The 15,573-nt window shown below is 64.6% G+C and carries 11 protein-coding genes; 4 read left to right on the top strand and 7 right to left on the bottom strand.

All coding sequences use genetic code 11. From position 1 onward, the window contains the following. Positions 1 to 560: 560 nt before the first annotated feature. The 3 genes from IT350_16900 to IT350_16910 are packed head-to-tail and all read right to left on the bottom strand — an operon-like array spanning position 561 to position 4,704. Positions 561 to 1,955 (bottom strand): hypothetical protein, encoded by a 1,395-nt coding sequence (locus IT350_16900; protein MCC6159734.1) that lies wholly within the window; start codon positions 1,953 to 1,955, stop codon positions 561 to 563. 59 nt (positions 1,956 to 2,014) lie between these two features. Next, positions 2,015 to 3,868, bottom strand: a complete 1,854-nt coding sequence (locus tag IT350_16905) for a hypothetical protein (GenBank protein MCC6159735.1) — start codon at positions 3,866 to 3,868, stop codon at positions 2,015 to 2,017. Continuing rightward, positions 3,850 to 4,704 (bottom strand): hypothetical protein, encoded by an 855-nt coding sequence (locus IT350_16910; protein ID MCC6159736.1) that lies wholly within the window; start codon positions 4,702 to 4,704, stop codon positions 3,850 to 3,852. Before IT350_16910 ends, IT350_16905 begins: the two co-directional genes overlap by 19 nt. A gap of 297 nt (positions 4,705 to 5,001) precedes the next feature. On the opposite strand from IT350_16910, the gene IT350_16915 reads away from it, so the two are divergent. Together IT350_16915 and IT350_16920 are read left to right on the top strand one after the other, a co-directional pair. Beyond that, a complete protein-coding gene (locus IT350_16915; GenBank protein ID MCC6159737.1) occupies positions 5,002 to 6,639 on the top strand; it encodes a metallophosphatase in 1,638 nt (545 codons plus the stop codon). 198 nt (positions 6,640 to 6,837) lie between these two features. Further along, positions 6,838 to 8,178, top strand: a complete 1,341-nt coding sequence (locus tag IT350_16920) for a metallophosphoesterase family protein (protein MCC6159738.1) — start codon at positions 6,838 to 6,840, stop codon at positions 8,176 to 8,178. A gap of 118 nt (positions 8,179 to 8,296) precedes the next feature. On the opposite strand, the gene IT350_16925 is transcribed toward IT350_16920, so the two are convergent. Continuing rightward, complete coding sequence (locus IT350_16925) at positions 8,297 to 9,820, bottom strand: ammonia-forming cytochrome c nitrite reductase subunit c552 (GenBank protein ID MCC6159739.1); 1,524 nt, start codon at positions 9,818 to 9,820, stop codon at positions 8,297 to 8,299. Positions 9,821 to 9,902: 82 nt separating this feature from the next. After that, positions 9,903 to 10,343, bottom strand: a complete 441-nt coding sequence (gene nrfH, locus IT350_16930; GenBank protein ID MCC6159740.1) for a cytochrome c nitrite reductase small subunit — start codon at positions 10,341 to 10,343, stop codon at positions 9,903 to 9,905. Positions 10,344 to 10,668: 325 nt separating this feature from the next. Here nrfH and IT350_16935 point away from each other — a divergent pair, with 325 nt between their 5' ends. Further along, entirely contained in the window at positions 10,669 to 13,014 is a 2,346-nt protein-coding gene (locus IT350_16935) for a hypothetical protein (protein MCC6159741.1), read from the top strand. 102 nt (positions 13,015 to 13,116) lie between these two features. On the opposite strand, the gene IT350_16940 is transcribed toward IT350_16935, so the two are convergent. After that, entirely contained in the window at positions 13,117 to 13,617 is a 501-nt protein-coding gene (locus IT350_16940) for a transposase (protein MCC6159742.1), read from the bottom strand. On the opposite strand from IT350_16940, the gene IT350_16945 reads away from it, so the two are divergent. Then, positions 13,616 to 13,789: a hypothetical protein gene (locus IT350_16945; protein MCC6159743.1), complete on the top strand. Its 174-nt coding sequence runs from the start codon at positions 13,616 to 13,618 to the stop codon at positions 13,787 to 13,789. The genes IT350_16940 and IT350_16945 overlap by 2 nt on opposite strands. Before the next feature lie 13 nt (positions 13,790 to 13,802). Here the strand turns inward: IT350_16945 and IT350_16950 are convergent, their stop codons facing one another. After that, positions 13,803 to 15,368: a hypothetical protein gene (locus IT350_16950; GenBank protein ID MCC6159744.1), complete on the bottom strand. Its 1,566-nt coding sequence runs from the start codon at positions 15,366 to 15,368 to the stop codon at positions 13,803 to 13,805. Between the last annotated feature and the right edge of the window lie 205 nt (positions 15,369 to 15,573).

Genomic DNA, 15,573 nt, shown 5'->3' on the forward strand with positions numbered 1-15,573 from the left:
CCGGTATGGAATGGTCCCTCCGAGGCGCCAACGCCATCATCGCCCTGCGCTGTAACATGCTCTCCAGCCGTTTCGAGGATTATTGGGAATCCCGATGCGCATAAACCCGGAAATCAGACGCAGGCCCACACGAACAATGGACCGGAGGTGGCGGAGATTCGGACGGCGACATAGGCGATGATCCGCGTCGAAATCAAACGTGAAAAAGGGGCGGCGAACGTCGCACGCCTCTTCGAATGGGAGAGCACGGGGTGCGGAATTAGCGCCGCCCCGCGTGTGTCGGCAGTTCCCCCCGCCCGAGCCGCGGCGGATCAGGATGAGCCCCGCGCCGCCGGGCACCGCGATCGTGCCGTTCATTCGCGTGAGCGAGTCATCGGCGTTCACGCGGCAGTAGTCGGCGTCGAGGGCGAAGTTCACCGTCCCGAGCTTCGTCTTCGTGAACGTCCCGCACCGGCGCGACGCCGTGCGCCGGGGAGATGTTGAAGTCCACGCGAGTCGTCAGCCACCTTCTCGGGCATGGTCGCGGGGGTCGAGTTTCGATTCGATCGCGATATCGGGCGTCAGTTCTCCGCGGTCGTCGTCCAGCCCTTGGTCCAGTCGTCCGCGCCGATGGCGCCGATGAAAGAGACCTCGTCGAAGAAGGGATCGGAGGGCGTATTGCCGCCGGAAAGGGCGGGGCTGCCCTCGGCGGGCGCGAAATCGGGATCGGTCTGATTTCGCGGATCGCCGAGCGCCGGATCGACCTCGGAATTGCCGTCGTTCAGCGCGTTGAAGAAGGCCACTACCGAAAACGGTTCCTCGATCTCGTCTTCCGCGAAGTCGCTGTTGTTGTTCCAGATGATGGAATCGGTGAGTATCATCACGCCCGTCAGCGCTGCCGCATCCTCGTCCCATGCCGCCCTGTAGGTCTCGCGGTGCATGATGGACAACGCGGCCTCGTCCCAACCCCAGACGAGCATGTTGTGCAGGTTTCCACCGGTTCCTTCCCGCAGCAGGATGCCGAAATCCGAAAAATCGTCCCCCTGCCCGACGATGGTGAAGTTCGACAACGTGGGTCGCGAGCGCGGCGTGGCGACGTTGTTCTCGGCGTTGTTGTCGGCCTCGATTCCCTGATCGCCGCCCCCGGCGTACTGCTGGATGACCACGAACTGCGCCTTGCCCGTCCATCCGTCGGTCCAGTCGAAGCCGTCGTCGGCCGCTCCGGTCACCACCACGTGCCCGATGTTCGCGGTTCCGCCGAAAAACTCGATGCCGTCGTCCTTGTTCATGTGCACCTGAATGTATTCGAAGACGCCGCCGCTTCCCACGCCCTGGAAGGCGATGCCGTTGAGCTCGTTTTCGGGGCTGACAAGGCGCCCCGCGAACTCCACGCGCACATAACGCATGATGCCGCTGTCGTCCTCGGGATCCGATCCGCCGAACTCGCCCGTGGCGCCCTCGCCCAGGGATTCGCAGTACTCGATCTCGTCGCCCAGGCAGTTGTTCACGGGCGCCCGGCCGTTGATGATGATGCCGCCCCAGTCTCCCCGCGCCCTTTCGCCTTCGTACTTCGACGAGCTGAACACGATGGGGGCGTCCGCGGTGCCCTCGGCCATGATCTTCGCGCCGCGGGTGATGACCAGCATGCCCTTGGTCGAGGTCTCGCCGAACACCTGCGTTCCCGGTTCGATCGTCAGCACGACGGGATCGACGTCGTTGCCGATGAACACGCCGCCGCGCAGGATCCAGTTTTTGTCCGCGGTCATCGTCAAGTCTTCCAGAATGACGCCGGTGACGAAGCAGTTGTCGTCTTCGCAGTCGACGCCGTCGACGCTCGGGCCCGTGTCGTCGTCGTCGCCGGAATCGCCGGAACCGTCGTCGTCGTCATCGTCGCCGGCGCAGCCCGCGGGAAAGAACCAGATCGCCGCCAGCGCCAGGGTGCCCAGCAGCCAGAAGACCTTCGGATCCGAAATCATGCTCCAACCCCGTTTTGGTGAAACCGGATGAAACGCACCGGCGCGATCGCATCGCGCCCTTACAGGTCCTCGAGCAGCGCCATCGGGTCGAGATTCGTCCACATCGCGATGGATTCGAAATCGACGGCGAGAATCGAAGTCGCGTCGAACGCGTTCAGATCGACCCCGGCGGGAAGATCGACTCCGAGAATGAACATGATGTCGTCCGACGACGGTTCGAACCCGAACAGCGTCGCCGCGTCGAAGGATGCGCGATCGGCGTCGACGATCGCCACGCCCGGCGAGCCGTGATCGGGCAACGCGAGGAGCACATAGGCGTCGGGGTCGGCGCCCGCGTCCTCGACCCAGGAAAGAACGCCGAGATCCGAATATCCCGTCCCGTCCGTAAACGCCGGCGCGAAATCCGTGTCGGCGCTGAGCGTCACCGCGCCGGCCCAGTCGCCGGGCCGATCGGCGTAGCGCATCGTCCAGCGCAGGGAGAGCGGGTCGGTATCCGTCACCTTGACCAGGGCTAGGATGTAGTCCGCATGCCGAACATGGGACACGCCGAACTCGGCCGCTCCGTCTTCCAGCACCTTGATGCCCATCGGCCACACCGCGCGATTCGGCACTTCGCCGAGCAGCAGCGCCACGTACAGATCGCCCGGATCGACGTTCTGAACCTCGACGGTCAGCCGGTCGGGGCTGTCCTCGAGTCGCTGGACCTCGAGATCCGGGGCGCCGGTGCCGTCCCATTCGGGCCGCGCTCCGTGAAACTCGAACGACAGCGCGTCGTTGACGATCGGAACGATCAGCGCCGAGACGATTTCATCGACATCGCCTCCGTCGAGCAGCGCCGCGATCACGTCAAGCAGCGTCGCCGTCGAGAGCGCATTGCCGAGCGTCAGGCCGAACCCGAAGCCCTCGTAGGGGATGTCCGCCTGATCCGGCGTGGCGGCGATGTGGTAGCGGGGATTCTGCCCGTAGAGCGTCAGGGAGAGGAGGTCGCCGATCGCCACCTCCACGTCGATGAGCGGGAGATAGACCGATGTGGGAATCGTCCACTGCGCCGTGTATTCGTCGCCCAGGGAGATGAAGAGATTGTAGTTCGTGTTCGACAGCATCCGCTCCGCGTCGATAGACGTGATGGATGCCCGCGAGATGCCCGGGATGGCGACGCCCAGGTGAATCGGGGCCGCCAGAAAATCCCCCAGGTCGAGCAGGCTCCACTCGCCCTGCGGATTCGCCGGATCGAGTTCCTCGCCGTCCTCGCGGAAATAGCCGTCCGCGGAGTCCTGCATGATGACGCCGTCGAGCGGCGAGGCGAGCCGGAAATACATCACGTTCGCGTCGACTTCGTACGCCCAGGAGGTATGTCCCCCGGCGCGCGCGACCACAAGTTGCGGCCCGTCGGTCAGCACGGCGAGTTCGACACGGCCGTCGGCGTCGGTGGGGGTCCCGTTGACGGTCGCGTCGCCGTTCGCGAGGGGTGCGCACGTGCGGTCGTCGTATACGTACGCCGTGATCGAGTCGACGACGGCGCCTCCCCCCACCGTGTCCTCGCCCGGCAGATCCTCGGGATTGGGCAGCACGCACCGGATCGAATCGAACTCCAGATCGACCGTGTCGTCGTCGGCGTCGTCGTCCGTCGCGTCATCGTCCGCCGTATCGTCGTCGGCGTCGTCGTCGGCCATGTCGTCATCGGCCGCGTCGTCGTCGGCCTGGTCGTCATCGGCGTCATCGTCCGCGTCGTCGTCGCCGCCCGAATCGTCGTCGTCGCCGCCGCCGCAGCCGGAAAGGGCGGCGGCCGATCCCGCGAACAGCACCAAAATGAAAAGCAGCCCCCTGAATCCCGCCACATTCCACCTCGTTCCCGTCGGCATGGGTATGATCTCCTGAAGATTTTCGGCGGCGATCACGACGCGGCGACCCATGCTGGGCCGCGGCGTCGTCTCGCGATGAGCGCTCCCGCGATGGCGCATGCGATGGCGGCGACGACGGCCGCGGCACCCAGGACGATTCCGCGACGACGCGCACGCTTGCGTTCGAGCTTCTTCAAACCGTCATCGGCCGCCTTCGCGGCGAATCCGTCGTCGCGAATGGCGCGCATCCGCCCGTACGTCGCCTCGGCGTTCGAGTAGCGGTCCATCGAAATGTGCGACCAGGCGATCTGCCGCAGGGCGTCCACGGCGACTCTGGTCGGAGGATTCATGGCCAGGATCTTTTCGTATTCGACGATGGCCTCGGGATGCCGGCCCGCCAGCGCGGTTTCCTTGGCCACGACGAACCGGGCCTCCGCCGCGCGGCGAAAATCGGGTCTGCGGGTGAGAAACTCCTCGATCCGCGCGACGGTCGCCCCTCCCGGGGCGCGGTCGTAGTTGGCGATGATTTCCTCGTATTCCAGATCGTCCGCATCGCGGCGGGTTCCGCGCTCGACACGGGCGAGCAACGCGCGGCAGTACCGAACCCGCCGGTGGTTCGGCGTTTTTTCGACCACGATCCGGCACTGCTCCTTCGCCTCGTCGAACTTCAGGAGCTTCTCCTCGTAAACGCGGGCCAGCGCCGATCGGATCTCGGGCTCCAGCTCGGGAGAAGGGCCCGCGGCAAGCAGGTTCTTGAGAGCCGTTTCCGACTCCACGTGGCGGCCCGCGTCCGACAGCGAACGGGCGGCCTCGAACGCCTTCCAGTCCGAGGCGCTCGCGGCGGGGGAGTGGGCGAATAAAAAGATCAGCAGGGCGATCGATAGCCGTATGTTCGTGCGATTCTTCATGAACGCTGTCCGTTGCGGCGCGGCGACCGTGGCGGAACGTGAATAACGGCGCGATTGTGGGATCAAATTTCTTTGAGTCAAGCGATAATGTTACCCGCAAAGCAGTTTCACGCGCTCGCGCCGAAAATGTTGCCGGATCGTAACACGAAGCACCCACCGCTTCATGAAATTGCCACTATCAGGCTTTATGGTCCGACAATCCCGTCATCGGGGGGAGGAACGAATATGCCCCGGCTTTTCGCGACGACGTCGATCATCATGCGAAAAGCGATTCTAATATCGCTTGCGGCGTTGGTTATGTGTTTCACATATGGATGCGTGGGGGACGACGAACCCTCGACCGGACAGGATTCCGACGGCACGCCGGACGACGACGCGGGCGACGACGACGACTCCGCGAACGACGACTCGGACGACGACGCGGGCGACGACGACACGTGGCCGCCCTTGCCCGACGACGACGCGGCGACCGACGACGACGAACCGCCGTACTGGCCGGCATGCGACGAAACCGCCGCAACGCAGACGTTGACCTTCGTCCACATCAACGACATCCACGCCAACTACACTCCGGCTCCGCCGCTGGACGAATACCTCAAGACCGATCCGTCGCGGGATTACGTGAGCCCCGTCAGTCGGTTGATCGGATACTACAAGCAGGTCAAAGCCGAAAACCCGTACACGGTTCTGACGAACGGCGGCGACGACTTCGAAAAGGGCAGCGTCGCCGAGCTGATTTCGAACGGGCGCTCCACCACCGAGGTGACGTTCGCGCTCGGCTTCGATGTGCGTGTGATCGGAAATCACGACTTCTGCTGGGGCGAGGAGGAAACGCTCGACTATTCCAACGATCCCAAGTCCATCGTCATCGCGTCGAACACCACATACACGGGCGACTCCGCGAAAGGCTTCGGAGCGGTTCCCTACGCCGAGATCGAGGTCGGGTGCGTCACCGTCGGATTCTTCGGCATGCAGCCCAGGCCGTTCGACGAGACGGATACGCAGTACACCGGAAACTACCTTCCGAACTTCGAGACGCGCTACGACTACGCGAACGTCGCGGCGGAGATCGTCGCCGAGCATCGGGACGACGTGGACCTGCTTGTGATGATCAGCCACCTCGGCGTGGGCGACGACATCGCCGTGGCCGAGCAGGTGAACGGCATCGACCTCGTTCTGGGCGGCCATTCGCACACCGTGATCTACCCCGAGATCGTGACGAACGACACGATCATCGTTCAGGCCGGTTCCAGCGCGGATTATGCCGCGCGGCTCGATCTGGATATCGATCTGACGACGCGCCAGATTGTCGATCGCGCGTACCACATGCAGATCAACATTCCGTTCGTGCTGCCGGTGGACGAGGAAACGGAGGACGCCATCGAGGGCATCATGGCGACCTGGGCGCCGGAAGCGATGCGCCACATCGCCTACGTTCGGGATCCGCGCTGGCAGGACGGCGTGGCGGGGATCGCGGCCCGGGCGGCGATCGACGTGCTCGACGTCGACGCGGCGCTCATCGAGCACGACAACATGTGGTCGGTCGATCCGTATCCGACCTGGATGCGGGGCGGTCTGACGCCCCAGGCGATCTACAACGTCTTCAAGGTTCAGCGGGAACCGGCCGGCACTCCGGGATTCACCGCGTTCTACACGGTCGAGGTCAGCGGTTCGGAACTCGAGTCGATTCGCGACGGGATGGGCGAGGGATGGACGTTCCTGGGCCCCGATCCGATCGTTCCGGCGAACACCTACACGCTGGCCCTGAACAAGCGCAGCGCCCTGCATCCGGACTCCCATCTGCCCCCCGGAGTGACGGTGGCCAACGCGGCGTTCGCGTCCGAGATCTGGGCGGCCGTGGACGAGTACGCGCGGCAGCGAACCGGGGAGTGCAAATACGTGGATTCCGACGGCGCGCTGCCGGATTGTCCATAGAGACAATGGGGAAACGATTTCGCGACATCCGCCGCCGAGCGGTCGGAATGTCATGAACAACCCGGATTCTTCTCCGGGTTCCCGTGTATCGGGGCCGCAACCGCGCGATCGAACGGCGATGCGCGATCGAGGAACGAAATGCGCCGGTTGTTCCGTGACGGGATGCCGGGGAATTCACGATTCAGGAGGAGGCTCGACATGAACGGAAATCGGATCTGGCCCGCGGTCGTCCTGGCGCTGATCCTTGCGGGCGGCGCGCACGCCGACTTCAAGAAGCACCCTTACGTGCAGCATCCCACCACGGAAGAAGTCACCGTGATGTGGGAAACGACGACCGAGACCGTCGATACGCTCGAATGGGGAACCACGACCAGTCTCGGCAACTCGCTCACCGACGCCGCGGCGACCAAATTTCACGAGATCACGATCACGGGACTGACGCCGGACACGCTGTACTACTACAGCGTCACGCACGGATCGGAGACCACCGACGTGAAGACGGTTTCTTCCGCGGCGGACACCTGCACACCGTTCCGCTTTGTCATGACCGGCGACACGCGCACGGGTGACACGGCCCACGAGGCGGTCGTCGTGCGCATGCTGGAGGCCGACGCCGATTTCGTGGTCAACAGCGGCGACATCATCGACGCCGAAGACTCCGACGCCATGAACGAACACTGGTGGCAGAACCACTTCGACATCGAGAGGGACCTGATGGCGGAAGTGCCGCTCTATCCCGTCTGGGGCAATCACGACATCCGGGCGGAAGATATCTGGGAGCGCATTTGGCGCCAGCCGTCCAGCTCGGGCAACGAGTTTTATTATTCGTTCCGTTACGGAAACACGGCCTTTGTCCTGATCGACAACGTGTCTCGAACCTACGCTCCGGGCACGACGCAGTACGACTGGGTCGAAGCGGAACTGGCGGCGCTCGAGGACGATCCCGAGATCATGCACGTTTTCGTTTCGTATCACATTCCGGGCTTCGGCGTGGCGAGCCACGGCAACAATCAGGCCGTGATCGACTACCTCCATCCGCTCTTCTACGACTACGGCGTTCAGGCGTCGTACGCCGGCCACGACCACAGCTTTCAGCACAACGTCACGAACGGCGTGCAATTCTTCGTGACCGCGGGCGGCGGGGCGTCCCTGTACGATCAGGAAACGACGAGCCCCAACCTGCTTCGATACGAAAAGCGGCACCATATCTGCGTCATCGATGTGGTCGGCCCGGATGTCGACATGGAGTGCGTCGATTCGTTCACCGGCCAGACATTTTACGAGTACTCGTTTTCGGGCGACATGGGGAAGCATCCGTGCGACGAGTGGCCTTCCGACGACGACGACACCGCGGGCGACGACGACACCGCGGGCGACGACGACACCGCGGGCGACGACGACACCGCGAGCGACGACGATGCGACGGGCGACGACGATGTCGTTGGCGACGACGACGACGCATCCACCGACGACGACGACGCGAATGCCGACGGATCCGAAAACGGCGACGACGACGACGACTCCGGCTGCGGGTGCTGAAGAAGGCGTAACGCGAACGGGGCTCGACGCGTGAAAACGAGCCCGGGAAAATCGAGTCCGAAAAATTCGCGGCGACCGGTTTCCCGATCGCCGCGCAGCAGTGGAGAGGTCCCTGTCGTTACAGCGTGGTCGCGCTGTTCGGTTTGTCGTTCGCGACCGTCTGGCCTTCGGCTTTTTTCTCGGCGGGCGCTTCGGCCCCCTTCTGGGCGGCGGCCGCGGCCTTCGCCGCAATCGCGGCTTCGTGCGCGGCGATGGTCTTCGGCTTGTAGTTGGGATCGCGCACCGAGAGCTGGCCGTCGCGCGCATAGTTGATCGCCACGCCCAGCAGACGCGTCGATTCCTGCGGCGCGTGGAAGCCCGTCGAGTTCTCGGCCTCGCAGAAGTCGATCAGGAAGCTCGCGCGGCGCTGGAGTTCGCGCGCGGCGGCGAGCTCGGCGTCGGGCCGGCCCGCGTCCTTCGCGGCCTTCAGGTCGTCGATCAGATCCATCAGCGCGTCCATCGCCTGGTTGCGCAGACTGAAGAACGTTTCCTGGATGTTCTCGGCGCGCGCCTTGATCTCTTCCTCGGAAACCCGGTGGCAGGTGCCGCATGACTTGTTGATGTTGAGCAGCGGGCTGCGAACGTGGTGATCGCTGATCTTCATCGCGCCCTCGCGCATGTAGGGCATGTGGCAGTCGGCGCACGCCACCCCCGCCTGCGCGTGGATCCCTTTGTTCCACATCTCGAACTCGGGGTGCTGCGCCTTGAGCATCGGCGCGCCGGTGTCCGCATGCACCCAGTCCTTGAAGCCTTGCTCGTTGTAGTAGTCGAGAATGTCCTCGCCGCCCACGCCGTTATGCCACGGGAAGGTCAGGCGCTTCTTGTCGCCCTTGAAGTAGTATTCGACGTGGCACTGGCCGCACACGAACGATCGCATCTCCTGCCGCGTGGCCATCTCGTTCACGTCGTAATCGGCAACGCCCTGCGCCGCCTTGAGCGCCTTGATGCCCTCGATGAAGGCCGGGCGCGTGATGCGTAGCTGCATGGTCTGCGCGTCGTGGCAGTCGATGCACGCCACCGGGTGCTTGGCGTAGGTCTTGGCCTCGTCGTATTTCATCGAGTTCATCTTGTCGAAGCCGGCCACGATGTCGCCGGTGCCCAGCTCCTTGTAGATCAGGTACGTGGACGCGTGGCAGTTCAGGCACGTGCCGGGCTGACCCACCTTTTGGCGCTCGGTGTAGATCTGATCTTCCAGCATGTACGCGTGGCCGCGCTCCTCGCGAAAGTCCTTGGAAAACGCGTAGCCCGCCCACATCCGCTTCAGGCGCGTGTCTTCCTCGATCTTCGACTGCGTCACGATCGAGCGCGGATCGGCGTCGGTCGGCGTATGCGGCAACGCCTCGCTGCCGCCCCGACGTGTGCGGACCATGTCCGCGGTACGCAGGTACCGGTCGTACTGCAGCGGGAAGTTCTTTCCCCAAATGGCCGGATCGCCCGTGTCGTCGGTGATTTCGACGACGCGGAAGAACGGATTTTTCGCCTCCTGCTTGTGCTCCATGACGCTGGTGAGCACGTAAGCGGACAGGGCCGCCGCGCCCGCCGCGACCGCGGCGAACATCAGGAACAGCGAGAGCCAGCGTTTCTTCGTGGTGTCCGGGCTCATGCAAAACCTCCCAGGGATCATGTGACGCCGATCGAATCCGAACATCGCGGCGCGGCCGCCGCGAGAAATTCCCTTCGCGAACCTAATGCATATGACCCACCGACGCGTGGCAGCGCACGCACGACATCGCCTCGCCGGGCTTGGGGGTCGTGTCGATGCCGTGAACGATGTCGGCGTGGCAGTGACGGCATTGCGCCTCGGTGACGGCGCGGTTGCCGGGCTTGATGTGAATGGGGTCGGCGAATTCGCCGGTCGTGAACGCGAGCGAGTGGTGATAGCCGTTCGTCGCTTTCACGCGGTACTTGCCGACGAGGTCGTGCGGCGCGTGGCAGTCGTTGCAGGTCGCGATTGCGTGGTGGCTGCTGCGCGTCCACGCCTCATATTGCTCGTTCATGATGTGGCAATTCACGCACGATTGGGGATCGTTGCCCATGTACGAGTAGCCCTTCGCGTAAACGAAGGTGTACGCGCCCAGTCCCGCCGCCATGCCCACGGTCAGCGCCGCGGCGATCGCGGCGACCATCAGCGGAGTCACCCGTCCCGCCCTTGCCGTGCCCGCGCTTCGCGTCATCCGCTTCCCCCTCGCGCGCCGGTTCGCCCGGCTTCGGGTTCCTTATCGCTGAATCGTCGTTCAGCCGTCTTTGACCGAGGTCAAAACGGTACGTAATGGATCTCACTGAGTGATGTCATTGAACCGGATTTGGATAAGAATATCCAGAACCGAACGGTTTGTTCGTGGCCGTCGGGACAAAACGGGCGGATTTCGCCGCCGACGCGGTCGGACTTGGGCGCGGACGGCGAGTCTGTTAGCATATCGACTCCTCTTGGACGTGTGACGGGAGACAGCGATGAACAGGTGGGGTTGGGCGGTTGCGTGCGTGTGGATGCTGGCCTTGGCGCTGGTTGCGGGCTGCGGCGACGATGACGACGATGACTCGGGGCCGAGCACGATGACCCCGGACGACGACGCGACGGATGACGATACGGCGGACGACGACACGGGCGACGACGACACGTTTCCGCCTCTTCCCGACGACGACACCGCGGATGACGACACGACCGACGACGACACGACCGACGACGACACGTCGGATGACGACGCCGACGACGACATCCCCTTCGATCCCTGGGTGAATCCGAACGCGAAGGCCGACGCCTTCAAGCTCTATTACAAGGAGCGCGTGAGTCGCACGCTCAAGGCGTACAACCGCTTCATGCTCGTCGGCGACGTGGTGCCCGCGCACACGTTGGGCCACACGAACATCGCCAAGGACGGCAACGACTACGAGGTCCAACTCCACCCGGTGGACAACAACTGGATCGGCTTCTCCGCCTTCAACGCGTATCAGGCGTACAAGATCTTCCGCACGCGCGAGCTGGCTCTCACCGCGATCCGTCAGTTCGAGGGCCTCGCCTACGCCGAGGAGATCCAGGGCATCGACGGGCTAACGTGCCGCGAGTGGCAGACGGGTTTCACCGTCACCATCGACGGCCCGGGCGGCACGGTCACGCGCACGCTGGATGGCGCTCCGATCGACCCGGCCGAGGACTACGCGCCGACGCTCGAAGAAGAAATCATCGACACGTTCTTTTCGGACGGCGTGTACGCCATCAACGGCGAGCCCACCGATCACTACTTCCGCATCGAGTCGATCCTGCGCCCCGGCGACTACGCGGTGACGTTCGTGTTTTCGGAAATGCCCAATTACCTGCGCGTCTCGAACTGCTGCTCGTCGTACATGGTCAGCCAGCTCGGACCCTTCGAAGGTTATTTCTGGGGCAACCACAACAGCCGCGACAACTTCCCCGACTTCGGCGTGGGATATTTCGCCGCGATGGAAGCCAAGGACGACACCGGCGCGGACGCCGACGTGCGCGCCGCGGCCGAACGCGCCTGGGCCGCCGGGCAGCGCATCGGCGACCGCACCATCGACGAGGGCTACAACCTGATGACGGTCGGGGAGTTCGAGCCCTACGACGAAGACCACCTGATCGTCGCGGGCGAACTGCGTCCCGACGGTGCGGACGAAGGCCCCGAATGGCTGGGTTCGATGAACTCGTGCCAGATGTCGTACATGGCCAAGGCGATGTCCGCGGACGGGCTGACGACGGGGACCGAACCCGTCGAAACGCCGGGATCGTACGAAATCATCGCCATCAAACTGCTCCTCGAGGCGCTCGGTCTGCCTGTTCCGGGAAACCTCACCAAGACCTGCGAAAACCTGGACGATGCGTATCTCGGTTTGAGCTGGGGCGACGTTTACAACCTGAACATCCTCGGCCAGTCGCTGGAGGACCTGCTGCGCATCGCCGTCAACCTGGGCGGCGCGAGCGTGGCGGACATCCTGATGCAGGTCGCCGACGCGACGGATCAACCCGAAATGGCCGCGTTCGCCGTGGTGTATTACGCCGAGCTCGCGAACAAGGGCGATCTGCTACAGGAAGCCCGTGAGGCGCTGTTCCACATCACCGAAATCCACCGCATTTGCGCGCAGCTCACGCTCGACTGGGCCCAGGCGCAGCCGGTGCCGCCGGCGAACCACGTGAACGAGGCGATCGAGGAATTACAGAAGGTCGCTCAGTACGCGCACATCGCGGGCGTGGGCAACGCCGACTACGATCCGCAGGGCTGGGCGCGCGCCGAGCGGTATCAGGATGTCTTCGAGGACGTGCTCAACCGCGGCGACAGCACGCCGCGCGCGCTTTGGAGCGACGCCGATCTGTGGACCCAAATTCTCGCCGAGGTGAACGGATACGCCGATCGCCCGGAAACCTACGACCGGTATTGGGACGAATATCCGACCGAAGATGACCGGCCCATCAAACGCGCGGGCGACCACTACGAGGTCGTGGACGTGAATGGCGACCGCGTCGAGATCCCCAACATCACGCACCAGGGATTCGGCGGTGCGATCTACCTGAACGAGATCCCCAACTGCGCGCTGGAGCCGACGGTACTCGACTGCTCGTGGGCGACGCTCGGCTGCGAGCGGCCCGACCTCGATGGCGACGGCGATGTGGACGCCGACGATCAGTCCGATTTCGACACGGCGTGGACAAACTTCGGCGAGGGCGCGTCGTGCGACGCCGGCAATAGCTGGTGCGATGGCGCGGACCTGGATCAGTCCGGCGAGCTCGACAGCGATGACGCCGCCTTCATGACCGCCGCAGACGGCTGCTGGTACGAGATTTAAGGATTCAGGAAGAGCATGTGGCACAGCCCCTCCATGGTGGGGCTGTGTTGCGTCGGCCCAAGATTGTCATGTGGCACAGCCGCCCTCGGCTGTGCATTGACCTCATGGCTTCTGATGGAGTCTCTCTCCCTCCACCCATCTCCGCCATAGCCACGGATATCCATCCGGGGTCTCCGCGAGCCCTTTGCGCACCGGGTTTTGCGAAATGTATTCCCCAACCTTCCGAGCATTTTCCTCGGAACGCTGGATGTGATCGAACGATTCGTCCTGCCACAATTGCCCGCGCCGTCCCGTTAAGCGATTCACGGAGTGTGCCGATGCGCCCTTGATCCCCGACATGATGGCGGCGAGGCTGAACGGCGCCGACGGGTCTTCAAGCCGCGGCGTGAGCAAGAGATGCACATGATCGGGCATCACGACGGCGGCGAGCAGTTCGTATCGACGGCCATGGTCATGCAGGCAATGCCCAAGCACGAGCGAGCGGGCGCCTGGGTTCAGTTCGACTCCCGGAATCGTTCGGAACGTGATGAAGAATGTTTTCCCGGCGGCTTGAACATGCGGCAGGTTTCTCTTGTAGCGGGCTTTGGGCTCGCGGCGCGGCATGTTCGGAGTTTCGCACAGCCGGGGGCGGCTGTGCCACATGACCCGCATGGGTTCAGTCCCGACATGGCGGCTGTGCCACATGACCCGCATGGGTTCAGTCCCGACATGGCGGCTGTGCCGCATGACCCGCGAGCGTTCACTCGCGGCCGACGGGTGCTGGTACGAGGTGTGATCGGCTCGCCCGGCTAGTTTGCGGCGCACGCGGGCACGTCGGCGTCGGGAAAGACCACGAACGCCGCGCTCCGTGGCGCGAGTTCGAGCGCGTCGAGGGCTCGCGTCGCAGGCCGCATCGGCGGGAGTTCGCCCGACGACGACGTCGCGAGGATTTCGCCGTTCAGGCGCATGTCGGCGCTCGTGAGCACGTCGGCGGTGAGCGCGTACGTCTCGGCGCTCTCGCCCGCGAGACCTTCGAAATTGAGTTTGCGCGGCGCGGCGTCGAGATTGATGGCGACCGCCGCGACGCCACCGCCTTTGGCGCAGTGGGCGTAGACGCGCACGAGACCGTCGCCCGATTCGCGCCGCGCGTCGAGCACCGTTTCTCCCATCAGGCGCTTCCATAGCACTGACGCGAAGTAGTCGGGACGCGGGCGGAGCGTCGCGTCGTCGATCATGCCGTAATCCGAGCCCGACAGCGTCTGACGCACGACCACGCGCTGCCCCGTGCGCGCGGCGAGGCCGAGTTCGTCGAGCCACCAGAGCGTCCCCGCGAAACGATCCGAGATGCCTGGTTCGCCGCCGCACTGCGCGTTGCCGGTTTCCCCCAGCCAAACGGGCAGCCCGGGCGCGAACCGGTCGCGCAGTTCAAGCACGCGAGCGGCTTGTTCGGCCATCTCGTCGAGAAACGGCGGAAAGAGCAGCAGCGTCGGCGTCGCGGGCCGAAGCGCGATCGGACACCGGCGCGACTGCGTGGGATAGTAGTGCCACGTCACGACATCCGCGCCGCCCGCCCCCTCGCGCAAAAAACCCGGCAGCACCGGCAGCCACTCGCCGATCACGGGCCACACGGCGGACGATGGCCCCGCAAGCCACGCGCCGGGATGCGCGTCGTCGAGGAGCGCACGGGCCGTCGCCATGTCGCGCGCGTACTCGGCCCCGGTGAAGATCCACTTCGGACCGTGAATCATCACGAAGCCGTTGATCTCGTTGCCCAGCTCCCACACGCTCACCGGGTATCCACGTTCCGCCGTGTATTCCAGCAGCACGCGGGCGTTGTCCGGCGTCCACGCGCGCCCGTCGCCGCGCGGGCCCGGCCCGGCGTTGAGCGTGAAAAACACGTCGAGACCCAGATCGATCGCGAATTCGTTGACCGCGTCCCACACGGGCGCGGTGAGCGGAAACTCGTAACCGGCGGGCGGATACACCACCTCCTGCCCGGTCATGTCGTACCAAATCTTGTCCGCCTCACTGCCGCCGATGCGCAGAAACGCCGGGGCGAGTTCGCCGGCGAGCCGCCGCAGCGCCGGGCGCGAAAAATCATACGGCTCCGCGCGCGTTTCGCCGACGCCGATTTCGACCTCGCCCGACGCGGACCACCAATTGCCGCCCACCACCTGCGACGCGTCCACGGCGAAGGACAGGAACCGCGGATCGACCTCGGCGAGCGGCGCCGAGGTGTCGATGGCGATCGCGATTTGGGTCGGCGACACGACGCCCGACTCCCGTGAGACGGACGTGTCCGCCGGTCCGTGGCAACTCGCCATGACGACGAACGCCACACACACGACCGAGATCGAAACAATGGATTTCTTCATGCTCGCTCCGCGCGACCGTCGCCGCGAAAGACCATGAGAGGGGAGTCGCGTGACATTTTCACGAAGACGTCGCAAACGCGTCGGACGTCCCAGACTGGATTCGGAGTCGAACCGAACGGAACGCCTATCCGGCGTTCCCGACGGGTTTGCAGCCCGCGGGGAGTCCCGGCTCCCGCTTCCAGTCGGTGACGATGGTGCGCGGTCG

It is taken from the genome of Deltaproteobacteria bacterium, from assembly GCA_020845895.1.
Lineage (GTDB): Bacteria > Lernaellota > Lernaellaia > JACKCT01 > JACKCT01 > JADLEX01.

What these genes read in the sequence shown, in the direction of transcription:
- IT350_16940 (MCC6159742.1), bottom strand. Translation starts at nt 13,617, where the DNA reads ATGCCGCGCCGCGAGCCCAAAGCCCGCTACAAGAGAAACCTGCCGCAT.
- IT350_16920 (MCC6159738.1), top strand. Translation starts at nt 6,838, where the DNA reads ATGAACGGAAATCGGATCTGGCCCGCGGTCGTCCTGGCGCTGATCCTT.
- IT350_16950 (MCC6159744.1), bottom strand. Translation starts at nt 15,368, where the DNA reads ATGAAGAAATCCATTGTTTCGATCTCGGTCGTGTGTGTGGCGTTCGTC.
- IT350_16935 (MCC6159741.1), top strand. Translation starts at nt 10,669, where the DNA reads ATGAACAGGTGGGGTTGGGCGGTTGCGTGCGTGTGGATGCTGGCCTTG.
- nrfH (MCC6159740.1), bottom strand. Translation starts at nt 10,343, where the DNA reads ATGGTCGCCGCGATCGCCGCGGCGCTGACCGTGGGCATGGCGGCGGGA.
- IT350_16910 (MCC6159736.1), bottom strand. Translation starts at nt 4,704, where the DNA reads ATGAAGAATCGCACGAACATACGGCTATCGATCGCCCTGCTGATCTTT.
- IT350_16905 (MCC6159735.1), bottom strand. Translation starts at nt 3,868, where the DNA reads ATGGGTCGCCGCGTCGTGATCGCCGCCGAAAATCTTCAGGAGATCATA.
- IT350_16915 (MCC6159737.1), top strand. Translation starts at nt 5,002, where the DNA reads ATGTGTTTCACATATGGATGCGTGGGGGACGACGAACCCTCGACCGGA.
- IT350_16945 (MCC6159743.1), top strand. Translation starts at nt 13,616, where the DNA reads ATGTTCGGAGTTTCGCACAGCCGGGGGCGGCTGTGCCACATGACCCGC.
- IT350_16900 (MCC6159734.1), bottom strand. Translation starts at nt 1,955, where the DNA reads ATGATTTCGGATCCGAAGGTCTTCTGGCTGCTGGGCACCCTGGCGCTG.
- IT350_16925 (MCC6159739.1), bottom strand. Translation starts at nt 9,820, where the DNA reads ATGAGCCCGGACACCACGAAGAAACGCTGGCTCTCGCTGTTCCTGATG.